The following is a 23,303-nucleotide window of genomic DNA, read 5'->3' on the forward strand; positions in this document are numbered from 1 at the left end:
AATGAAAAAAGACCAACTAGAAATTGCATGTTTTAATCTAGAATCCGCAATTATAGCGCAAGAAAATGGAGCAGATAGGGTAGAACTGTGCGCCGAGATGAAGGAAGGCGGAACAACGCCTGATTTTAAAATTACCGAACAAGCCCGAAAAGAATTGTCTATCGATTTGAATGTGATGATTCGCCCGCGAGGAGGGGATTTCGTTTACACAGATGCCGAATTTGAGCAAATGAAAGCAGAAATTGTACAGTTTAAAAAACTAAATGTCGATGGTTTTGTTTTCGGGATTTTAGATAAAGAGGGAAATATCAATAAAGAACAAAATAAGGAATTAGTGGCTTTGGCCAATCCGATTCCGTGTACCTTTCATCGTGCTTTTGATGTGGTGAATGTCGTTTATCAATCGCTTGAATCGGTAATAGAATGCGGTTTTAAAACAATATTGACTTCCGGACAGAAAGAAAATGTAGTAGAGGGAATTGATGTTTTGGCAGAACTAGATAAAAAAGCCAATAATCGAATTGTCATCATGCCGGGCGGCGGATTGCGCTCGACGAATATCGGTTTGTTAAAAGAAAAAACCAAGGCCGTTTTTTATCATTCTTCGGCAATTGTCGGTCCGGGTGAAACCGCAAATGGAGATGAGGTAAAAGCTTTGAAAACTAATTTGTAATAGAGATTATTATCTAATGGAGTAAATTCTGAACAGTTTTAAAGTTATTATAAAACAGTAAAAGGCGTCGTTTGCAATTTTGTAAATGACGCCTTTTTAATTGAAGAGTAGTAATGCTTTTATTTTGTGTTGTTGTTTGGTTATAATTCATGTAATTATTTAAATTATTTAATTATTTGCTTTTATTTATAAATTTTTTTGCAAATGCTTTATAAAATAACTAATATTGAAACTGCAAAAAAGAGTTTTATTTGTAGTTCTAAAACGAGTTTAGAATTACTGTTTTGATGAAAGTAAATTAGGTGCTTAATTCAAAAATATCCAAAGAAATCAATGATTCAAAGATTAAAAAAATAGAATTTTTTTGAAAAATATTAATTGAATAGTGGTTTTCTATATTGCATTCGGATTAAATAAAAAATTTGATTATTGAAATTCTCACGGAGTATAATAAATCGTATTGTATGAAAATAGCTTCATTTTTATAGCCTAATCTATTTTAGTTTTAACCGAAAAAACAGCAACTCTCTTATTTGTATTATTATAAAATTTAATTTTTTAAAGGATATTTTTTTGAAATCAATTAACACACATACTGATAAGGAGTTACTAATGCTGCTTTCTAATGATAATAAGACTGCCTTCGAGGAAATTTACCATCGTTATTGGCAGACCTTGATAGATATGTCATTTAAAAGGATAAAAGACATTGATAACAGTAAAGATATTGTGCAAAACGTTTTTATTGATCTATGGAATAGAAGAAGAAAAGTTGAAATTGAAAATTTAGCTGCTTACCTCAATACAGCTGTACGCTTTCAGGTTTTTAAACTTTTTTCTAAGAAAAAGACGAATCCTATGTTTATTGAATTGTTAGATACAATGATTTCAACTCAAAATAGCCCCGAAAATGAGTTACACGATAAGGAATTAACTATTGTTTTTGATACTTGGCTCAAGTGCTTACCCGAGAAAAGAAAAAAAATATTCATTTTACATTATCAGGAAAACCTTAGTACAAAAGAAATTGCTGAACGATTAGAAATTTCACAAAAGACAGTTCAAAATCAAATTGGTCGTGCAACTAATGATTTATATGATAAAGTGATACTTTCAACAATACTTTTGATAGCATTAAATGAAATTTTAAAATAAATTTCATTTTCATTTGGGAGTTCTACTTCTTTCCGGTACATATTAGTAAAGGGAAGATATTATGATCAAATCAAAGAGTAAAAAAATATTCATAAAAATTGTTAGAAAATACCTCAAGGGCAAAGCTTCTCAGGACGAAGTTTTGTTTCTCGAAAAGTATTACAATCTGTTTGAAAAGGAATTAGGGATTACTTCACAATTTTCGGAAAAAGAGAAAGAAACTTTTGAAAGGGAATTATTAGAGGGAATTCTGCAAAAAACGGAAGAAAAGAAGAAAACTTTCCAATTAAGTAAAATCAGCTGGTACAAACAATCGGCAGCAGCTTTAATCCTCTTGTTTATAGGACTTGGGGCTTATTATAATACTACTACATCTACGGAAGTTAAACCAATTATTTTAGCCAAAAATGATTTGCCTCCAGGAACTAACAAGGCTATCTTAACATTGGCTAATGGATCGCAAGTTGTTTTAGATTCTACTAATAATGGACTTGTTATACAGCAGTCCAATACTCAAATAACAAAGACAGCCAAAGGACAATTGTCCTATACTCTTTTGAAAAAACCGACTGCAGATGCGGGTTTTAATTCAATTAGTACTCCTCGTGGCGGTGAGTACCAACTTGTGTTACCAGATGGAACTAAAGTCTGGCTTAACGCATCTTCTTCCATTCGTTTTCCTGTTGCTTTTGTAGGTAAAGAACGAAATGTTACAATTAGTGGTGAAGCTTATTTTGAGGTTGCTAAAAATAAAAAAATGCCCTTCATTGTAAGTGCGGGCAAGATGAATGTTGAAGTTTTAGGAACGCATTTTAATGTTTTAGCTTATCAAGATGAGCCTGTACTAAAAACTACATTACTTGAAGGATCCGTGAAAATTATTAATGAAAAATCAGTAGCCTATCTTACGCCAGGGGAGCAATCTAGACTTACAGATAAGGGACAGTTATCCATTAAAAAAGATATTGATTTAAATAAAGAAGTCGCTTGGACTAAGGGCCAGTTTCAGTTTAATTCTAATACAATACAGGAAATTATGCTACAGCTTAGTCGTTGGTATGATGTAGAAGTTGTTTATCAAGGTACAATCAGTAATGAGACCTTTAGTGCGGTAGTAAAGCGTTCCAGTAATATTTCACAAGTTTTAAAATTAATGGAAACCTCAGGTGTAAAGTTTACAATTGAAGGACAAAAAATATATGTAAAATAAAAAACAAGACCATAAAAAACCGCGTAGTGTTTGCACCACTACACGGTTTAAAATTTAAAGTCAAAGTCAAAAAACTAATTGCGAAAAAAGTTATTTATCATGTTTAACCAAAATTCAAACCAAATTTATGAATTATTTATTTAAAAAGTACCCACCTAGAAATAATAGTAGGGACTATTCCAAAACATTACTAATTATGAAATTAAGTGTTGTTCTGCTTTTTGTTGCTTGTTTTCAGGTAAGTGCAGCTGTATTTTCACAAACAGTTACTTTGTCGGCTAATAAGATACCCTTAAAAAAGGTGTTTGAGGAGATTAATAAGCAAACAGGTTATGATTTTTTTATAAAAGATGCATTGCTTAAAAAAGTAGGTAATGTAAGTGTAAATGTTAAGAATGCATCTGTTAGTACTTTATTGCATCAGTGTTTAGATAACACGGATCTAAATTTTTACATTTCGAACAATACGGTAACAATTAATCAGAAGCAAATAAAAAATACCAGTATTGCAGTACAACAAAAAGTAACTGGTAAGGTTGTAGATGAGAACGGATTTCCTTTGGCAGGAGTTACTGTAAGCGTTAAAGGGAGTATTATAGCAACTGTTACCAAAGAAGACGGAACTTTTAGTATTGAAGTACCTGCAAAATCAGCACGACTTGTTATCTCATTTATTGGTATGGAATCACAAGAAGTGGCTGTAAGCAGTAATCCTATTACTGTTGTCTTAAAGGAATCGGACGAAAAATTAGATGACGTAGTTATCGTAGGTTATGGCAAACAAAAGAAAGAACAGATTGTTGGAGCTGTAAGTACAGTGAAAGGTCAGGATTTAAAATTTCCTACAAGAAGTTTGACCAATAATATTGCAGGACAAGTTTCCGGACTTCTTGCCATACAAAGGTCAGGTGAGCCAGGCTATGATAATTCAGAATTTTGGATTAGAGGAATAAGCACATTTGCAGGAGGTTCTCAGCCTTTGGTTTTGGTGGATGGAGTTCCTCGTTCTATTAATGATATTGAACCGGATGAAATCGAATCTTTTTCTGTACTTAAAGATGCGGCTTCAACAGCTGTTTATGGGGCTGAGGGAGCTAATGGTGTTATAATTATTACCTCTAAAAGAGGGAAATCCCAAAAGCCAGTTATATCTTTTAGAACAGAACACAGTATATCACGACCAACGAGGCTTCCTAAATTTGTTGGTTCAGCCGATTATCTTGAATTGTATAATGAATCATTAAAAAATGATGGAGATTCACCTATTTATAGTGATGAATTGATTTCAAATTATCGAAATGGGGTAGATCCAGATCTTTATCCTAATACGGATTGGATGGACGCCATGCTAAAGAACTTTACTGAAAATCATAGATATACCTTAAATGTAAGAGGAGGAACTGAAGCTTCTCGATATTTCGTTTCTGGGGCATATTATAATGAAAGTGGAATTTTTAAAGACAATCCTACCAATCGTTATGAGACAAATATAGGTGTGAAACGTTTCAATTTACGAAGTAATATTGATATGAATATTACACCTTCGACTTTACTAAGTGTTGATTTAAGCGGTCAATATTTGGTTAATAATTATCCTGGAACTGGTTCAGGTACTATATTTAGACAGATGTTGATTACACCAGCTCATGTTTTTCCAGCTGTATATAGTGATGGAACTATTGCCACTTTCAAGCAGGAAAGAGATGCAAATATGAGAAACCCTTATAATATGTTAATGAATTCTGGTTATGCTAAAGAATGGCGTTCCGGTATTCAATCAACAATACGTCTGGAGCAAAAATTAGACTTTATTACCGAGGGACTTTATTACCGAGGACTTGTGAGTTATGATTATAACGGAAATTTTTATTCCAGAAGATCTTACAACCCAAGCAGGTATTTTGCAGAAGGAAGAGATGCTGATGGCAAACTTATTTTTTCACGCACTTTTGCTGGTAGTGAAAACATGGACGAACCAACTGAAACTTCAGATGCTAATAAGAAAATTTATATGGAGTCAGCTATAAATTATAAGAGAAGCTTTGATGACCATTCAGTTGAAGGAATGTTGTTGTATATGCAAAAAGAAACCCAAATTAATACCGAGGCTTTGGCTTTTAGAAAGCAAGGTTTGGTTGGTAGATTAAGTTATTCTTATGATAAGAAATACTTTGTTGAAGGGAATTTTGGTTACACCGGAAGTGAAGCTTTTGCTAAAGGATACCGATACGGTTTTTTTCCTGCTGTGGGTGTGGGTTATCAAATATCTAATGAGAAATTTTATCCAGAGGGCTTAAAGGATTATGTTAGTACTTTGCGTTTAAGGGCGTCTATGGGACGTACAGGTAATGATAATACAGGAACATCAAGATTTCTTTACCGACCTACATTTAATTTAGCTGCTACGGGTTTCGACCAGGGTATTACTAGTGGTGGAGGATCAAATGGTTTAGGTGCTGGAGCTATTGAAGGCCAATTTGAAGCTCCTTATTTAAGTTGGGAAATTGAAGACAAACAAAATTATGGAGTTAATCTTGGATTGTTTAAAGGACGTGTAGAAATTGTTGCAGATTATTTCAATTCCGAAAGATCGGGTATTTTATTACAGCGTAGAACAATTCCAGGAAGTGTTGGTTTTAGAACTTCTCCTTGGCAAAATTATGGGAAAGTAAAAAATTGGGGAATTGATGGAAGTATCAATGTTAATGAACAAATCAACGATTTAAAAATTGGTTTTAGAAGTACATTTACTTTTGCCAGAAATAAAATTACTGAGTATGATGAGTTACCACAACCCTATCCTTGGATGGAAGTTACAGGAACAAGAGTTAATGAAAATGTACTTTACATAGCTGAACGTTTGTATACTGAGGATGATTTTAATGTAACAACAAACACAAATGGAACGAAATCCTATGCCTTAAAAAGTGGAATACCAAAACCTACTTTAGGAGGGTTGATAGCACCTGGGGATATTAAATATATAGATCTAAATGGTGATGGAGTTATTAATTCTTTTGACCGTAAAAGAGGAGTTGGTAATCCTCAAAATCCTGAAATTGTTTATGGTTTTGGGTTGAATTTGGAGTACAAAGGCTTTTATGCAAGTGCTTTTTTCCAAGGTGTAGCTAATACTTCAGTTGTTTTAGGTGGTAGTACACCGGAAGGATGGTTTCCTTTTGCTTGGGGTGTAGATCAATCGAATTACAGAACTTTTGCATTGGACAGATGGACAGAAGAAAATCCTAGTCAAAATGTACTAATGCCACGTATCCATAAGGATAATCGAAATTCTGCAAATAATACGGTTGGAAGTACTTGGTGGCTAAGAGATGGTAGTTTTCTTCGTTTGAAAAATGTTGAGGTTGGCTATAATATTCCTAAATCGATATTAAACAAGATAAATGCGCAATCAGCTAGAGTATATATGATGGGATATAACTTAACAGTTTGGGATCATATTAAACATTGGGATCCTGAAACAGGAAATGGTAACGGAGGTTTAAATTATCCATTGCCTACTACAATTACTTTTGGACTCGAATTGACACTTTAAAACTTAATTATTAGTATGAAAAATATAATAAAAATTATCCTATTCACCGTTTTAATAGGATCTAGTTCTTGTAGCAAAGATTATTTAGATGTATCGGATGAACTTGCAGGCGGTTTAAAATCTGTCGATGAAATTTTTGAGAATCCGAGCTATACCAGAGGGTGGTATGCAAATGTTTTTACAGGAATACCGGATTATTCAGAAATGGTTAGAGCTGATTGGGATGGTGGAGGACAAACTGGTCTACACAATCCTTGGACGGGAATAACTGATGAGATTAACAACTCTTACGGGGACAACGCTAATTATTCAATTTCTTTTTATAATCCTTCAAATGTAAAGTTCCACAGATGGTCAACTTTATATACTTTGATAAGACAAGCAAATATTTTCTTAGAAAGAGCTAAAGTCATACCGGCTTCAGGAACTAACTCAGATAAAATTGATCAAGAAGAGTTTGATAAGATGATAGTAAACGTAACGTTTATGCGTGCTTATTATCATTATCTTTTGCTAGAGCAGTATGGAGCTATACCTATCATGAATAGATCATATAGTATTCTAGAAGATCTTGATGTACCTCGTTCATCAGTTGATGAAGTGGTTAATTTTATAGATGCAGAGTTGGTAAAAGTTATTCCATTGTTACCTCAAGCACCAATTACCGATGATGCTTTCAAGGCTTTACCAACAAAAGGGGTGGCTTTGGCAGTCCGCGGGAAGTTATGGATCCACGCAGCAAGTCCTTTATTAAACGGAGGATTTGAGGAGGCACTTTCATTAGCTAATAAGGATGGTAAAAAATTATTCTCACAAGCTGATCCTGCAAAGTGGAATAAGGCGGCACAGGCTCTTAAAGATATGATCGATTATGCAAATGCTGGAAATTATCAGCTTTACAAAGAATTTACAGCAGGAGTCTTAGATCCTGATAAATCAGTTTATGGATTGTTTCAACAGTACAATAATGAAATAATTTGGGCTTCTTCTATTACTGGTTTTAATGGTATTCAGTGGGGAGATCGATTTGAAAGACGTTCAACGCCAAGAAGCGAGCCTAACGGAATTGGTAGTACTGCTGTTTTACAAGAACTGGTAGATGATTTTTATATGAAGGATGGATTACCAATTGCAAACACAAGTTTTTTAAGCTCTTCTCCTCTATATTCAGAAACTGGCAAAGGATTGTATAATGGGGTTCAAGTTTCTAATATGTGGGTTAATCGTGAACCAAGGTTTTACAACACCGTATTTTTTGCAGGTAGAAAATGGCATATTTCAAATAAAGAAACTTATTTTCATACCGGAACGCCAAATGACAGAACAGGGCAGCATACGCCTAATGGCTATTTACTTTATAAAAGATACAATAGAACGGTGCACTTTAATAGCCCAGGGGTTAGAAGTAAGTATAGGCCTTCTATCATTTTTAGATTGGGAGAATTTTATCTTCTTTACGCAGAAGCGCTTAATGAGGCTGATCCTGGAAATGCGGATGTATTGAAATATGTTAATTTAATTCGTGAGCGTGCAGGGATTCCTAAACTTGAAGTTTTAAACCCGTCGATTATTGGTAATAAAGCAGCTCAACGTGAAGCTATTAGGCGCGAAAGTAGAATTGAATTGGCAACTGAAGGGCAACGCTATTTTGATGTAAGACGATGGATGGTTGCCGAAACTCCTGAAGCAAAACAAGGCGGTGATTTCTTTGGGATGAATATGAGTGGCGATGCAACTACATTTTATCAAAGAACAAAATTTCAAACTCGAGTTTTTGAACGTAAACAGTATTTGTACCCAGTACCTTATGTTGAAATGCAAAAAAGTAAAAATTTAGTTCAAAACCCAGGCTGGTAATAGTTTAATTTTTGAAGTTTAAATAGATTATGCATTTCCTTCTTGATGGTAAAATGGTTGTTTTTCAATCCAAATAACATCATAGGAAATGCATTTTTTTAAAATAAATCTATTGATATAATAGAAAATTATTAGAGATATGAGTAGTATAAAAAATATAGGTTATGCATGCATTATCGCACTCTTTACTTATTGTGCGGATAAAGAAATTATACAAGAACCAATAATAATAAAACCTGCAGTAAAAGCTTGGAAATTAGTATACGTCGATGAATTTGATGGTACTGCATACGATCAGAAATATTGGACTAGCTATCAAACACAATCATGGACATCCCCTTGGAATCATTATGTGGTGCCTAACGATGCTTCGTTGGCAGAAGTGAAAAATGGAAATCTGCATTTAAGAGCTAGATGGAATACAATTACCGACTTACCTGAAACCGGTGCAATCCAAACCTTAAACAAGCTTAGTTTTAAATACGGGAAATTAGAGGTTCGAGCTAAATTTACTAAATCAGGAGTAGGAGCATGGCCAGCAATTTGGTTAATGCCACAAAAGCCAGTTTATAGCGGTTGGCCTCAAGGAGGTGAAATTGATATTATGGAACGACTTAATAATGATTCTTTTGTGCATCAGGTGGTACATCAAGTAGACGGAAATTCAAATCCAATTTCTACAGATAGTAAACCCTTAATATCCACATCAGATTATAATACTTTTGGAATCATAAAAACTCCTTATAAAATTGAGTTTTATGTGAATAACAAGCTAATTAGTACTTATGAGGCTACGGATAATAGAAAAGAAAAATGGCCCTTTGAAACCGATTTCTATCTTATTCTTAATTTTGCTTGCTCAGATAAGGGACAATCAGGAAAAAGTTTTTGGCCGGGAAATGTAACCTCTACTGCTAATTTTCCTTACGAAATGGCAGTTGATTACGTAAAAATTTGGGAGGAGGAAAAATAGATTTTAAATATTTTGTCATTCTATTTTAGTTTAAAAAAAGGCACTGTTTTACAATTTGTAAAATAGTGTCTTTTTTATTAAATTTAAATAATAACGAGTTGTTTTTTTGTCAATTAGAATATTTTGAACAAATTATAAAAAAATTCGTCCGTAAAAATCAACTTCGTTTAAATGAGGCAGATTTTTAGGACGAATTTTTTATTGAAATAGATTTAGTATTCTATTCTATTCTATTGGTTTTTTGTTAGAATTCCCATCTCACAAAAGCTTCCATAGCTGCATAACTAGACATTCCTAATTGATCGTATAATACTGCAGTTTCTCTGTTTCGGTCTTCGGCTCTTTGCCAAAATTCCCTTGCATCTGAACCTTGGAATACAACACCGTCTTTTTGAGATTGGTGTTTGAAAATCCCATGTCTTTTGGCCAATACTTGGTCTGGACTCATTGGAACAGCCATTTCGATTTCGTCGATTCCCCATTCCTGCCAAGCACCTCTGTACAACCAAACCCAGCAATCGTTCATGAAATCTTTCGATTTAAGATTTTTTACGGCTTCAAAAATAGCATCCAAACAAACTTTATGCGTTCCGTGTGGATCAGCCAAATCTCCGGCTGCATATATTTGGTGTGGTTTGATTTTTTCGATAAGATCCATTGTTAACTGAACATCTTCTGCTCCCAAAGGCTTTTTCTCGATAGTTCCAGTTTCGTAGAAAGGAAGTTCCATAAAATGGATTTGATTGTCTGTCAAGCCCACGAAATTACTCGTTGAGCGTGCTTCTCCTTTTCGGATCAAACCTTTTAAATACCTCACTTCAGCAATATCTATTTCACTATTCTTTTTGTTTTTAAGGAATTCAATCGATTTTTGAAAAATGGCATCAGCTTCAGGACTTTTAATTCCAAATTTTTCGTTGTAATCACATACAAAACGTGCAAAACGAAGCGCTTCATCATCAGCAACAGCAATGTTTCCTGAAGTTTGGTAAGCTACGTGAACTTCATGGCCTTGTTGTTGCAATCGCATAAAAGTTCCTCCCATACTAATGATATCATCATCAGGATGCGGACTAAAAATAAGGACTCTTTTTCTTGCCGGTTCCGCTCTTTCTGGACGATTCGCGTCATCAGCATTTGGTTTTCCACCTGGCCATCCAGTAATCGTATTTTGTAAATTATTGAATATTTTGATGTTGATGTCATAAGCTGGTCCTGAATCTGCCAATAAATCGCTCATTCCATTTTCGATATAATCGGCATCGGTAAGCATTAAAATCGGTTTTTTAAGATCAAGCGCCAATCCTAATACCGCTTTTCTGGTCAATTTTTCGGTCCACTCGATTTTATCAACTAACCAAGGTCTGTTAATTCGGGTTAATTTAGAAGCAGCTTCCTTGTCTAAAACATAAACGGCATTGTTGTGCTCTTGTAAGAAAGAAGCAGGAACTTGATTGGTTACGGCGCCTTCGGCAGAAGCTTTAACAATATTTGCTTTTCCTTCGCCCCAAGCCATCAATATAACTTGTTTGGCTTCCATTATTTTTTTAACTCCCAATGTAATGGCAGTTCTTGGCGTATTGTTTAATCCTGAGAAATCCTTACTGGCGGCTACTCTTGTAATGTGATCTAATGCAACTAATCTAGTTTTAGAATTTTGTAAAGAACCCGACTCATTAAATCCGATGTGTCCGTTTCCTCCAATTCCTAATATTTGCAAATCGATTCCACCTAAGGCTTCAATTTTTTCTTCGTAATTAGCACAATAATCCGCAATCGCTTCTTTTGTTAAAGTTCCATCAGGAATGTTGTAATTCTCAGGTAAAATATCAACATGATCCAACAATAACTCTTTCATAAATCGCACGTAGCTGTTTATGGAATTAGGTTCCATTGGATAATATTCATCAAGATTAAATGTAATTACATTTTTAAAACTCAGTCCTTCTTCTTTGTGCATACGAACTAATTCGGCATACAATCCTTTTGGAGAAGAACCAGTTGCCAATCCTAAAACACAGGATTGATTGTTTTCTTGTTTTGACTTGATAAGTGCTGCAATTTGTTGCGCAACGGCTTTAGATGCCGTAGTTGAATTTTCAAAAACTACGGTATCAATATTTTCGAATCTTTTTTCAAAACCCGTTGCCTTATCGATATTACTTTTTAGCATTGTTAGTTTTATTTTAAGTTATGGTATTTAGTAATCGGTATTATTTTCTAGACCAACTTCTGTATGTATTCCCTTTATAAGCAAAGAATAAAATCATTAAATAAGCTGGTAAAAGCATTAAATAAGCAATTTGATTTCCACTTTTTGCTGTTTCTGCAACTCCAGCGGCTTCATTGGCTAGATTGATGCTTTCGGCGATATAACCATAAACTAATGGAAAAATAGCTCCACCTATAATAGCCATAATCAATATAGCACCCGCTATTTTTGTATATCCACCTAAATCCTGAAGTGCTAAAGGCCAAATTGCAGGCCAACAAAGTGCATTAGCAAGTCCAAATAATGCAACTAAAATAATCACTAAAGGCATAGTTGGAAGAAATGGCAATTGAACCATAATATCTGGAGATAGCAATACAATTGAAAACACTAAAATTACACCTAGAATTCCCGAAGCTTTTAGCGCCGCAACCTGTGAAATATATTTTGGAATTAATGAAATTCCTAATATATAGCCAATTAGCATTGCTGTCATCGTAAATGAAGTTAATTTCAAATAAAAGTCGCCATTGTCGCCATAGACGCCTAATTGTTTACCAAAGGTTCCAATAGTGTCACCTGCAATAACCTCGGCAGCTACATACAACATTAAAGTAATCGAACCCAAAACTAGTTGAGGATGTTTTGACGCTTGAACCATTTGTTTAAAAATGCTTAAATGAGAAACATGACCATCTTCATCTAAATTAATTTCTGGTAATGGTGACAATTTAGCCAATAGTGCCAAGATAAGGATTACGACTCCCATATAAATGTAGGGAGTTTGCAATTGCAACGCAAGTGCATCTAAAGTTTGTGATTTAGCAACCGCATCCAATGCGTCTATTTTCTCTTTGGTATATTCTTTCATGTTTGAAAGTACCAAAGCAGTTAAAACTAAAGGCGCTATAAAACCTGCTAATTTGTTAGCAATTCCTAATACACTTATTCTTGCCGCGGCACTTTCTCTAGGGCCGATAACGACTACATAAGGGTTTGACGCTGTTTGCAAAATAGCTAATCCTGTCCCCATAACAAATAAAGCAATTAAAAATAGCAGAAAAGTTCGCATTTCAGCTGCAGGATAAAACATAAATGCACCGAGCGCAATTACAATTAGTCCCAATGAAATCCCGTTTTTATAACCTACTTTTTCTATTACCCATGAGGATGGAATTGCCATAACAAAATAGGCAATATAAAATGCAAAAGCCACAAAATAAGCTTGTGAACCGGTTAAGTCACAGGCTATTTCAAAGAATGGAATCAGCGGACCATTCAGCCAGGTTACGAATCCTAAAATGAAAAACAATAAGGTTAAAATAACCATCGGAATCAATACGCTGCCTTGATTTTTCTCTGTAGCACTTTTAATTTGTGACATATTTTATGTTTTTTAGCAATAGTTAAATTTATTTTTTTGAATTAATAAAAAGGCCTTAACCTAAATTAATCTTGTATTATTAGTTTTCCCAATCCAAGGTAGGATAATGTTTCTTTAAATATTCTTTCACTTCTGCGATATCCTCTTTTGCTGTTAAATCTGGAACGTGTTCAGAAAATGGGATTCCCAAAGCTATATTTCCATCTTCTTTCAATGAATTCAATAGTACAGTAGGTAATTCTTTCTCATCTCTTTCTGGATGTACAGGACAATTTTTTAGGTAAGGATATAGTGCTTCTCCTTTGAATTTAAAGGCATTCATGCTGACTCTTAATTTACCTTCGGCATCTTTATATTCTTCTAAAACATCGGCAGATGGTTTTTCAAGAATATCCACAAGACAGTTGTTCTGGTCTAATTTTGCAATCGCAAAACGAGAAATTCGTTCCAATGGAAATTCCATCGCATCTCTGTCATAACTGATAAAAGCATTAGGACTTTCGGTTTCTCTAAGAGCCAATAGGGCAGCAGTAGAATACAAATTATCACTATTACAAACAGAATAATATTTAGAATTTAACTCCGGATATTGCTCTACCGCCTGATATAAAGCATCAGCAGTACCAAATGGTTTTACTCTTCCTTCAGGAATATATTGCGTAGCAAAAGAGATGTTTAATCCATGGAAATTATTGTTTTTGTTTTCAGTTCCGTAAAATTCTTTAAACAAATCCCCTTGCTCTCCTATGATGATATATATGTTTTTATATCCGGCTCTTTTTGCATTTAATAAAAGATAATCCAATAGCGGTCTACCATTTGGACCAACACCTATTAGTCCTTTACTTCTTTCGTTTGCTTGTGCAATTTCCTCTTCACTTAAGTTGTCTAATACAACTTGCTTTTTCATTCTTGAGGAAGCCCCACCGGCTAAAATTATTAAATTATCGTGCATAATTAGTTCTTTATAGTTTTAATATATTTATTGAATTCTTGATCCCGGATCAACCGTTACGGCATAAGCCTCAATTGCACCTGCAGCAAGCATAGCCTCTACTATTGGAGCTTCATTTCCTGGTTCGGCCATTACCACAATACTGCCTCCGCCTCCAGAACCAACGATTTTTGCACCATAGGCACCCGCTTTTAGCGCTGCGTTGATCATGTCATCAATTCTTGGTACAGTTATTTTTAACAGATCTCTTAGTACGGCGTGATGTTGATTCATCAATGCTCCGATCGTTTTTAAGTCAAGAGAAGGTTTTTGAAATTCTATTAAAGCCATTTTAGTATAATGGTGATTTTTAATAGCGGCTTCAAAGAAAGGAATCAAACGATCCGGTAAATAATTACGGTATTTGTCTAAATCTTCAATTTCGGTTTTGTTTAAATCAAAATCAGGGAAACTCTGTTTTATGGTACCTATTGCTAATAAAGCATTTCCTTTCAAATCTCCAATTAAACCTATTGTTTCTTTAGGGACACCTGAAACACCGGTTATAAGTCCGCCTAATTCAGTTCCAATAACGGTAAAAGAAAACGGATCTCTTGTGTCTATATGTACAATATTTCCAACTCCGATACTGTAATGATCCATCATTCCTCCAGGTTCTCCGTGCTCTACAACTTCGGATAAATAACCCATTTTTGAAATAAACTCAGGAGTTACTTCTTCATTTACTCCATATGCGGTAACTAAAAAATTGATCCATGCCAATAATAAGGCAGACGAACTTGATGTACCTGAATTGATTGGGATATTTCCGGTTACTTTAATGTCATATCCAACATTTGGAATGCAACCGTGTCTTCTAAGAACTCTTAATGAAGATGCAAAATAATCACGTGGCTCTAATTCCGAAAAAATTTGATTAATATCAATGATTCTTTGTTGATCAATATCGATCATATCGAGTTTAAATACTCCAGTATTATTTTGTACTGCCGTTAATTTGATACTTCTACTGATTGCACAGGCGATGACAGGTAACCCAAGATAATCTTGATGATCTCCAAAAAGACAGGTTCTGCCGGGTGCCAATGATATGATTTCCTTCACTTTAAATTTGTTAAAATATTACTAAATAGTTGTTTATATTGTTATTAGTTGTGTTGTTTTCTTGTTTAAAATGTATTTAAAAACACGAAACTATAGATATAATTTTAATAAAACAAATAAAAACACAAAAAATGTGTTCGAACACATTTTTTGTGTTCTGTTATGAGTAGACTAAATAAATTGGTTAATATTGAATATTTCTTGATTAGAAAAATATCGTATACAAACTTGAGTTTAAAACAAAAACAACTTTTTTTAAATACTAGATGATCTTATTAATTTTAACTGATAAAATTTAGCTTGATTTTGGTATGCTTGTTTTTCGCAAACTTTATCTATCGGGTAATTTTAAAAAATGATTGTCCACTTTTAGTTTTGATGATTAATTTAGTCTAAACACCTGTATTATATCATAATTTAATATATTTTTAAGTGTTCTAATGAAAAATCAAAAATACTATAGTTTGTCAAAAAAACTACACCGGTACCTACCAGTTTATAACTGTTCTGATTGTTAAAATCATTTTATTTAGGTTGCTTGGCTTTAGTTATCAGTATTTTAAATGTTTTTAACAGTATGGTAGCGTATTTTTTAATAAAATAATTAAAATAATGCTATCGCTACGTAGTTTTTTGAATTCAAAATGGTTTAATGTAAAGTTTTTATATATTTGTTCATTATGGATAAAAAACTTACAATTAAAGATATCGCTCTGCTAGCCGGAGTTTCCAAAGGAACGGTTGATAGAGTCTTACATAAAAGAGGAAAGGTTTCTAAAAAAGCTTTTGATAGTGTGAATGCAGTTTTGAATGAGATAGACTACGAGCCCAATCTAATAGCGCGAAATTTAAAGAATAATAAAATTTATTCTATCAGTGTTGTTCTTCCTGATCCATCTTTTGATTCCTATTGGCTTCCTTGTGTAAAGGGAATTGAAGAGGCAATTAAGGAGTTTAGAGCTTTTAATTTATCTATCAAAACACATTATTTTAATCCAGAAAGTACCAAATCGTTTATAGATGTAAATGAGACTGTCTTGAATTTATCTCCAGATGCTGTTTTATTGGCTCCTTTGTTTTATAAAGAGGCTTTGAGTGCGATGGAAAAGTATCATCAGCAGGGTGTAATAGTTAATACGTTTAATAATCAAGTACAATCAGAAGATGTTAAGAATTTTGTTGGGCAGGATTTATACCGAAGTGGGAGAGTAGCAGCTAAATTATTGGATTTACTTTCTAATAATGGCGAGGTTGCTATTATACACATTAACGAAAGTTATGAGAATGCGGTACACATGCAGGAAAAAGAAAGAGGATTTAGGAAATATTTTAGCGAGAATGGTAGCCAAGATTCAAAAATTATAACCCTAAAATTAAAAAACCCAAGTATCGATAGTAGTTTTGCTAACTTTCTTGATGAGAATCCTAAGGTGGAAGGTATTTTTATTACCACATCTAAAGCATATCAAATAGCACGAATTATTGCTGATGCAAAGCGCAGTAAAATAGCCATTATTGGTTATGATTTGATAGATGAGAATGTGGCTTATTTAAATCAAGGCACAATTGATTTTTTGATACATCAAAATCCCAAAAGGCAAGCTTATCTTGGAATAACCTGTTTGGTTGATCATTTCGTTTTTGGCAAAGAAATTCCCAATACCACTCTTTTACCTATTGATATTGTTAACTCTGAAAACGCCAGTTTTTATATGGCGTAATTTTAATGCATTAAACGCAAGACACCAAAAGAGGATGCTATGTGGAAATTAGGAGTTTCAGTATTTGGATTTACCCATGTTATCCATGTAGGTTCAAAATTATTAGCACCTGTTGCGTTGTATTTTGCCCTGTAAATTCCGGTTTCAATTCGGTTTTCTTTAATCAAATGCAGTTTTTTTAGCGAGGCAATACTAATTGCGCCTTCTACTGTAAAGCTATTCCCGTTTTTGGATGATTTTACTGTAATGTCATTCTTTGGCCAATTCCAATCGTAATTAAATTTTTTATTTGGATAGGCAATAAAATCCATTATCCTTGCCTCGGTATCTATTTCAAGACAATAATATGGATTTAATGTATTATCAGGCCTGAAGAAAAGTTCTACTCTATCAGAATTACCAATGCTGTATTTACTATTGTCTTTTTTGTCAATATGAATTTGGGTATCATAAACAGTGAAACAGAAAAATAGAAATTTCTCATCCCATAAGGCTTTAAATTCAATTTTTGAAGGCGTTTCGGTATCCCAAGGTGATATAAAATTTGATAAAACTACGGCATCTTTCCATAATACGCTGTCTCCTTTTCCATTAATGTTCAGTTGCTCCTTTGCAATTAAATTTACTTCGTAGTTATTGGCGTCTTTTTCCATAATTATTCTAATGTTTTCTTTTTTGTCTAATGAAATTTTTACTGGTATAAAGTGTGTTTGTGTTTTGCAAAAGAAGTTAAATTTTAACAAAAAACAGATATGTTGACAGAAATATTTTTCACTAAAATTAATAAGATTGAAATTGTTAAATTAAATAAAAAAATGTGTTTTAAAATTATTGAAAATGAATTTGAATATAAAAAAGCACAGTGTTTTATTAAGTCTGTTTAGTTATTTATTTTTTTTAATTAAGGGGTGTTTTTTTTATATTATTTATAATTATTTGGCATTAAAAAAGTGTGATTATAATTTTTATTTTGATTACTGTTCTTTTGAATAATCTGTTAACACTTGTTGTTGTGGGTTTATTAGAGTAGTTTAAGACTTAATTGGTTTGTGTATAGTTTTAAATTTTCACAAAATACATATAGAATATTAATTTTTTTGTGCTCGATAACACATTTTTATTGTGTTCGTGCACATTTTTTTAGTGTTTTCTTGTTTTATTAAAATTTAATATATAGTTTCGTTAAATAATAAGAATTTACATATTTAAATTATGTTAAGTTGTTTTTATTTTTCAGCTATTCGAATGGCTAAAAAACTTTAGAAATACGATTCATTTTTAAATTGTAAAGGAGTAAAAGTTTTAAAAAGATCTTTTGCTATTGAGTTTTTTTATGGTCTGATTGAAAAAGACGCATTTGAAAAAGTGTTTGCTTTTTGCGGATCATTTATTAGGTAACTGTCATCAATTGATCCAAGAGTAACTCTAAATAAGAGCCATTATTATTAACTATTAACCAAACCAATTTATGAAAAAAAAATTACACTCGCGAGAGTCTAAGATGTCTAAGGGAAAGAAGAGATTAGTTCCTTGGATGTTAAAAAGATCAGCTATGATGTGTGTTGTGTTGTTCAACATCTCGGCTTTCGCAAACACCGAAGAGTTTTTAGTTACTTCTATAACTGCAGTAAGCAATAATGAAGACTTAAAAAAAAATGATTTTCAACAGAATAATATTAAAGGAAAGGTCACTGATAGTAGCGGTGCGCCAATACCTGGTGCCAATGTTATTGAAAAAGGCACAACCAATGGAGTGCAAACTGATTTTGAAGGAAACTTTTCTCTTTCAGTTGACAAAAAAAATGCAATTCTAATAGTTTCTTATCTTGGTTTTAATACTAAGGAAGTTTCTTTAAAAGGGCAGTCTTCTGTTAACATTCAGCTCGAAGAAAGTTCTTCAACTTTAAATGAAGTGGTTATTGTAGGTTACGGAAAACAAAAGAAAGAAAGTGTAGTTGGTTCTCAAGCTACTATTTCAGCAAAAGATTTAAGAAATCCTACTGGGAGCCTTACTGCTGCAATAGCAGGAAGGGTAGCGGGAGTTGTTGCCACCCAGAGAGGAGGTGGGCCTGGAGCTGCAGGAGCTGACTTATTCATTAGAGGTATTGGTACATTTGCGAGTAGTCCACAATCCCCTTTATTGGTTGTTGATGGTGTTCCAGATCGAGACATAAACAATATTGATCCAGAGGATATTGAAAGTTTTACCGTGCTTAAAGATGCTACAGCTACAGCGGTTTATGGAACAAGAGGAGCCAATGGTGTTATTCTGATTAATACTAAGACTGGTAAAATGGGTAAGCCAACCATTAATGCAGAATACAATCATGGAGTAACAAAATTCACTGAACTACCTGATTTTGTTGACGGTCCAACCTTTATGAGGTTATATAATGAAGGACTTGAGATGAGAGGAAGAGTGCCATTTTATAGTGAAGAGCGAATAGGAATGCATGAAAGCGGTATTGACCCAGATCTGTATCCTAATGTTAATTGGTATGATGTTTTGTTTAATAAATATGCTAACAACGATAGGGTTACAGTCAATGTTAATGGAGGTTCTGAATCAGCAAACTATTATCTTTCGGCAGGTTATTATGGAGAGACCGGCTTGTTTAAGACAGAAAATATCGATTCGTATAATTCTCAATTAAAGTTGAACAGGTTTAACTTTACTAGTAATTTGAACTTAAAAATTACAGAAAAGACGAAGTTAGATTTTGGTTTGAATGGCTATATTACCGATTACAACCGACCTGCATTCGGAGTGAATGAAATTTTTGGACTTGCTACGTCTACAGCTCCTCATACCATTCCTGCTCAATACAGCAACGGACAATGGCCACAAATTAAAGGAACATTACAAAGCCCGTATATGGCCTTAACTCAATCTGGCGTTACTAATCAGGCTAGTAATACGGTACGATCTAATCTAAGATTAACACAAGATCTGGATGTGCTTTTGGATGGCTTAAGTGCAACTGCAATGTTTGCATATGATATTAATAACAGCACTAATTTAACTCGATCAAGAACTTTGCAAACTTATTTTGCAACGGGTCGTGACGCTGAAGGAAATTTAATAACAGAAATCTCCTCTCCTGGGTCAGACCAATTGGGTTTTGGGCTTACACGTTTTGGAGATAAAAGATTGTACGTAGAATCAGCGCTAAATTATGCTCAGAAATTTGGCGATCACGATGTATCCGGATTACTATTGTTTAATCAATCTGATTATAAAGATGCATCATCACGCGTTGATACTTATAAAGCCGCTATTCCCTATCGACAACGTAATTTCGTAGGACGAGCAACTTACGGATACGCTAGTAAATATTTTGCAGAGGCAAACTTTTCTTATTCGGGTTCAGATAACTTTGTAGAAAGTGAACGCTACGGGTTTTTTCCTTCTTTTGGAGCAGGATGGATTGTTTCTAAAGAGAAATTTTTTGAACCTCTTGCAGATATTGTCTCACTATTCAAATTACGATATAGTTATGGCCTTTCAGGAAACGCAGCGGTAAGTAATCCAAATTTAAGATTTTTATATCTTACTACAATTGGTGATAGCGGCGGTTATACTTTTGGTGCTCCTGGCTCGCAACAATCTTTTACTGGATATAATGAGTCTCGTATAGGTGGTGATGTACGATGGGAAACCTCATACAGACAGAATTTAGGTATTGAACTTAAATTCCTTAATAATGATTTAGGACTTACTGTTGAACTTTTTCAGGAAAAGAGAGAAGGAATTTTACTCCCTAATTACGTGATTCCATACATTTCTGGATTTACAATAGGAAATATACCTTATAACAACGTAGGGAAAACAAATAATAAAGGGATAGATGTAACTCTTGATTACAATAAGAACTGGAGTAAAACAAGTTTCTTCACTTTTAAAGGTACCTTTAATTACAACAAAAATAAAGCTGTATTTGACGGACAACCGGAATGGAAATACCCATACCTAAATAGAATTGGTCAACCTATTAGTCAACGTTTTGGTTACATATCTCAAGGTTTCTTCGAGAGTGATGAGCAAATTCAGAATTCTGCAAAACAAGCGGGCGATGTACGACCAGGTGATCTACGCTATAAGGATTTAAACGGTGATGGAGTTATTAATAGTAGTGACCAGACCGCTATAGGTTACGGAAGTACACCACGTATCGTTTATGGATTAAACTTTGGTGGAGGTTATAAAGGTTTTGATATTAGTTTATTTTTCCAAGGAACTGGTCTTGTAGATTTTAATTATAGTGGAGGTTTTGGAACAACCCCGTTTTCTCAAGGTGCAAGTTATGGAAATATGTATACCACAATTAATGACAGATGGACACCAGAAAACCCTAATCCGAATGCATTTTATCCAAGATTATCTACAAATCAAGATCAGACTACTAACTATTACACCAGTACGCATTGGATTAAAAGAGCTGATTACATAAGATTAAAACAAGCTGAATTAGGCTATACTTTCAAGGATAATAGCTTTTTAGACAGATACGCTGTTCAAAAATTGAGAGTATTTCTGAGCGGAACAAATCTATTTACACTTTCACCTTGGAAATACTGGGATCCAGAGCTTGGCGATGGAAGGGGTGCCGCATATCCTAATATAAGTGTGTACAATGTAGGTGTGCGTTTTAATTTTCAATAAATATGACTATGAAAAAAATTAACAAAATAAAATTTATTACATTTTGCGTCTTTTTGTCAGCACTCTTTGTAGCCTGCGAAAAAGATTATTTTGACAGCCAACCTGATAATCTACTCTCTGTAGATAAAATTTTTACTAATAGAGGGCAAACAGAAAGATGGTGGGCAGGATTATTTACTAATATCCCAGATATTTGGGATCAGCCATACAGTTATCAATATGGTATTACTTCGGATGAACTTGATGCCAGCAATTGGACAAATCCAGGTATTAACAGTGGTGCTATAACACCCGATGGGACACCTTCAAATTTTGTCGCACTCTATGAAAGGATTCGTCTAGCTACTATTTTCTTGGAGCGCGTAGATGGAAACCAGGAAATTTTAGAACAGGCCAACGGAGCAGAAATTATTAAGCACTATAAAGCTGAAGCTCGATTTTTAAGAGCTTATTACTACTGGCTTATGATGAAGCAATTAGGTCCGGTGGCGATAGCACCGCTGGTATCTGCATTACCAGGCGATGATTTTCAAATACCAAGAAGTACTTGGGACGAATGCGTAAACTTTGTTTTATCTGAAATAGAAAAGGCAAAATTAGAGCTTCCTGTGGATTATTATTTGGATGGAACCACGGTAGATGGAACCAAAATAGGTAGAATCAATAAAATTATAGCTACTGCATTAGAATCTCAGATTTTGCTCTACCATGCGAGCCCACTTTTTAATGGTAATTCAGAATTAGCTGATTTTAAAAATTTGGATGGCACTGTCTTATTCAATCAAGTTTATGATGCTAACAGATGGGTAAAAGCTGCAGAAAAAGCAAAAGAAGCTATTGATATTGCTGAAAGCAATGGGAAAAGTTTGTACAAAGTAGTAGATGCTGATCCTTTTAGAGCAGGCTTTTTGTCTTGTCGCAATTTATATTGGGATGGCTGGAGAACCGAAGGAATATGGGTTAGACCTTCAACTAATGTATACCAGTGGGAAACACATACTTCGCCAAGATCTACGGCGGGAACTGCTTATAACGGAATAGCCGTAGTACAAAGTCTAGTAGATGAGTATAGAATGGCTGATGGGAAAAAGATCACAGAAAGCACCAACTATAACGAAACTAGTTATGCAACTACTGCTACACCCTATTATGTAGTAGGAACTAACGCAATGTACGCCAATAGAGAACCTCGATTCTACACCCAAATAACTTTCAATGGCGCTCTTAATCCAGGAGCTGCAAAGGCGGGTACGAATAATTCCCGTGTCGAGTTTTTTGCCAGTGGTACTTCTGGAAAATCTGGATCTGCTCGTGATTGGCCTAAAACGGGTTATTCTCCTAGAAAAAACATCCATCCTACTTTTAGTTTAAGTCCTGCTGTGAATGTAGACAGACCAGGAATGCTTATTCGATTAGCGGAATTATATCTTAACTATGCCGAAGCCTTAAACGAGTCAAGTCCAGGAAATCCAGATATCCTGAACTACTTGAATCAGATAAAAACCCGTGCTGGATTACCGGCTCTTGCGCCAGGACTTACTCAGGCTGAAATGCGGAACGAAATTCGCCACGAGAGACGAATTGAATTGAGCTTTGAAGGACATCGTTATTTTGATGTTCGCCGTTGGAAGATTGCAGATCAACCAGGGTCAAACCAAGGAGGTGCTTTTTACGGTATGGATATGAGCAAAGGAAGCGCATTAAATGATCCGGCTTTTCATCAAAGAACAATTAGTTTTTCTAGAGCAGCATGGCAACGTAAATTCTATTTTATGCCATATGGTCAAAATGAAATGGATAGAAACAAAAAACTGGTACAATTCCCAGGCTATTAGTAATT

14 protein-coding genes are annotated in these 23,303 nt (G+C 34.2%); 9 read left to right on the plus strand and 5 right to left on the minus strand.

Annotation, left to right across the window (positions count from 1 at the left end):
* Position 1: 1 nt before the first annotated feature.
* The 6 genes from ACMDB5_RS08740 (at position 2) to ACMDB5_RS08765 (ending at position 9,424) form a co-directional block, all read left to right on the plus strand.
* The gene (locus tag ACMDB5_RS08740) at positions 2–673 is read left to right on the plus strand and encodes a copper homeostasis protein CutC (RefSeq protein WP_413997880.1); all 672 of its coding nucleotides are present in this window, start codon (positions 2–4) and stop codon (positions 671–673) included.
* 573 nt (positions 674–1,246) lie between these two features.
* On the plus strand, positions 1,247–1,828 hold the full coding sequence (locus ACMDB5_RS08745; RefSeq protein ID WP_413997881.1) for an RNA polymerase sigma factor: 582 nt from the start codon (positions 1,247–1,249) through the stop codon (positions 1,826–1,828).
* A gap of 61 nt (positions 1,829–1,889) precedes the next feature.
* On the plus strand, positions 1,890–3,038 hold the full coding sequence (locus ACMDB5_RS08750; protein ID WP_413997882.1) for a FecR family protein: 1,149 nt from the start codon (positions 1,890–1,892) through the stop codon (positions 3,036–3,038).
* A 196-nt stretch (positions 3,039–3,234) separates the two neighbouring features.
* The gene (locus tag ACMDB5_RS08755) at positions 3,235–6,594 is read left to right on the plus strand and encodes a TonB-dependent receptor (RefSeq protein ID WP_413997883.1); all 3,360 of its coding nucleotides are present in this window, start codon (positions 3,235–3,237) and stop codon (positions 6,592–6,594) included.
* Between the two features lie 15 nt (positions 6,595–6,609).
* Positions 6,610–8,451, plus strand: coding sequence for a RagB/SusD family nutrient uptake outer membrane protein (locus ACMDB5_RS08760; RefSeq protein WP_413997884.1), 1,842 nt, complete (start codon positions 6,610–6,612; stop codon positions 8,449–8,451).
* Between the two features lie 139 nt (positions 8,452–8,590).
* The gene (locus ACMDB5_RS08765; protein ID WP_413997885.1) at positions 8,591–9,424 is read left to right on the plus strand and encodes a glycoside hydrolase family 16 protein; all 834 of its coding nucleotides are present in this window, start codon (positions 8,591–8,593) and stop codon (positions 9,422–9,424) included.
* A 244-nt stretch (positions 9,425–9,668) separates the two neighbouring features.
* On the opposite strand, the gene nagB is transcribed toward ACMDB5_RS08765, so the two are convergent.
* The 4 genes from nagB to ACMDB5_RS08785 form a co-directional block, all read right to left on the minus strand.
* On the minus strand, positions 9,669–11,597 hold the full coding sequence (gene nagB / locus ACMDB5_RS08770; RefSeq protein WP_413997886.1) for a glucosamine-6-phosphate deaminase: 1,929 nt from the start codon (positions 11,595–11,597) through the stop codon (positions 9,669–9,671).
* Between the two features lie 40 nt (positions 11,598–11,637).
* Complete coding sequence (locus ACMDB5_RS08775) at positions 11,638–13,020, minus strand: sugar MFS transporter (protein WP_413997887.1); 1,383 nt, start codon at positions 13,018–13,020, stop codon at positions 11,638–11,640.
* Positions 13,021–13,099: 79 nt separating this feature from the next.
* On the minus strand, positions 13,100–13,975 hold the full coding sequence (locus ACMDB5_RS08780) for a sugar phosphate nucleotidyltransferase (protein WP_413997888.1): 876 nt from the start codon (positions 13,973–13,975) through the stop codon (positions 13,100–13,102).
* Between the two features lie 27 nt (positions 13,976–14,002).
* Positions 14,003–15,079, minus strand: a complete 1,077-nt coding sequence (locus ACMDB5_RS08785) for a mevalonate kinase (protein ID WP_413997889.1) — start codon at positions 15,077–15,079, stop codon at positions 14,003–14,005.
* Between the two features lie 680 nt (positions 15,080–15,759).
* On the opposite strand from ACMDB5_RS08785, the gene ACMDB5_RS08790 reads away from it, so the two are divergent.
* Positions 15,760–16,800, plus strand: coding sequence for a substrate-binding domain-containing protein (locus ACMDB5_RS08790; protein WP_413997890.1), 1,041 nt, complete (start codon positions 15,760–15,762; stop codon positions 16,798–16,800).
* Positions 16,801–16,802: 2 nt separating this feature from the next.
* Here the strand turns inward: ACMDB5_RS08790 and ACMDB5_RS08795 are convergent, their stop codons facing one another.
* On the minus strand, positions 16,803–17,453 hold the full coding sequence (locus ACMDB5_RS08795; RefSeq protein ID WP_413997891.1) for a sugar-binding protein: 651 nt from the start codon (positions 17,451–17,453) through the stop codon (positions 16,803–16,805).
* A gap of 815 nt (positions 17,454–18,268) precedes the next feature.
* On the opposite strand from ACMDB5_RS08795, the gene ACMDB5_RS08800 reads away from it, so the two are divergent.
* Both ACMDB5_RS08800 and ACMDB5_RS08805 read left to right on the plus strand, forming a co-directional pair.
* Positions 18,269–21,463 (plus strand): SusC/RagA family TonB-linked outer membrane protein, encoded by a 3,195-nt coding sequence (locus ACMDB5_RS08800; protein ID WP_413997892.1) that lies wholly within the window; start codon positions 18,269–18,271, stop codon positions 21,461–21,463.
* Positions 21,464–21,471: 8 nt separating this feature from the next.
* Positions 21,472–23,298 (plus strand): RagB/SusD family nutrient uptake outer membrane protein, encoded by a 1,827-nt coding sequence (locus ACMDB5_RS08805; RefSeq protein ID WP_413997893.1) that lies wholly within the window; start codon positions 21,472–21,474, stop codon positions 23,296–23,298.
* Positions 23,299–23,303 lie beyond the last annotated feature (5 nt).

The sequence above is a fragment of the Flavobacterium sp. W1B genome (assembly GCF_047344965.1).
Lineage (GTDB): Bacteria > Bacteroidota > Bacteroidia > Flavobacteriales > Flavobacteriaceae > Flavobacterium.